This window comes from Bartonella sp. ML69XJBT, assembly GCF_028618515.1.
GTDB lineage: Bacteria > Pseudomonadota > Alphaproteobacteria > Rhizobiales > Rhizobiaceae > Bartonella.
Map to the genome: position 1 here is coordinate 1 of NZ_JAQITB010000110.1, position 1,448 is coordinate 1,448.

Here is a 1,448-nt window from a genome sequence, read left to right on the forward strand (position 1 = left end):
GGGTTAGTGCTAGGCAAGCCCTTAACGCCTCAGCAGATTGCTGGGATCAAAAAGGATATGATCTGGCTTGAGACCCACCTTGTCGACGGACAAGAGGTCTTAGTGCCCCACGTTTATTTGGCGCCAACCTCCTCTTCAGAACAAGGGATAAAAAACGCACAAGGATTGCAAGGAAACCTTGCCAGTGCACGTTTGAAAGGGAATGGGGTCACCTTGAATGCGGACCGTCTTACCAATAGCGGTGCTGTGGTAAGTGATGATGCACTGCACGTTTCGACCACGCAAACTTTGTTTAATGATGGTGGTTTTTTAGATGCCAGAGGTGCTGTCGAACTCACCAGTAACGGTCTTTTAGCCAATTCTTCCGGTGTTATTCATGGTGATACGGTTACCATGACGGGTGATACGATTGTCAATAGTACCGCTAAAATCCGTGACACGAATGCATATGGTTTTGTTGATCGAGCTGGGCAGAAGGGACAAATTCTCTCTGATCATGAATTAAACATTCAATCCCTTGGTGATCTTGGCTCAGAGGGGGGGGAATTCACCAGCGGCGGTCCGATGACGGTGATTGTCGGTGGTTCTGCTACGTTTGGTTCATTAGTGCTAGAGAGTGACCATAAGGAAACATTGGAAAAAGGGCATTATAACGCCCAAAGCAGTGAGCATCGTTTGACAGAAGTCAACAGTGATGGAGATTTGACCATTGTCACAGGTGGTGAACTTAACCTTGAGGGAAAGTTTAAAGCCAAGGGCAATGGTGATTTCACCAGTGGTGGCGCTCTCAACGCGATTTCAGAGCAAGACTTTAACAGTTTTGATTTGGATGTTAGGGGTAAAGAAGGCGACAAATCGAAGCAAAAGAATAAGTTTCGTGAACAATCAACGGAAGTTACTACAAACAAAACCACGATAGAAACAGAGGGCAACCTCTCCATGCATGCGCAAAATGGGGATCTCACGCTTGGTGCGGCAGGGCTATCAAGTGGTGGTCAGACGCATTTGGCATCAGATAAGGGGAAGATCAAGTTTCTAACCAACAAGGATCAAGATTTTAAGGATGTTTATCAGCGCAATGAAAACCTTGTGTGGTGGAGTGAGAGCGACAAAGGCTATTTGCAGGAAACTATCAAGCATGTCACCATAGATGCTAAGGGGGGCATGAAGCTTGATGCGGGCGATGGCTTTGTTGTTGAGTATGAGGCAACGGGTGATTTAGATAAATCCCTTGAGCAATTGTCTCGTTCCCCAGGCATGGTATGGATTAAGCAACTGCGTGATGATCCAGCATTATCCAAGCAAGTTGATTGGCAAGCCGTTAAGGCTGAATTTAAAGACTGGGATTATAAAGCCCAAGGGCTGACAGAAGCCGGTGCAGCTATCGTGGCCTTAGCTGTCACGGCGGTTACGGGCGGAGCAGCCTCTGGCGCTGCCAGTGCCATTAC

Annotated in this window: 1 protein-coding gene; it reads left to right on the forward strand. The window is 47.4% G+C overall.

The genetic code is table 11. From position 1 onward, the window contains the following. On the forward strand, positions 1-1,448 hold a 1,448-nt coding region (locus PVV68_RS10355; RefSeq protein ID WP_273783033.1), incomplete at both ends, for a hemagglutinin repeat-containing protein.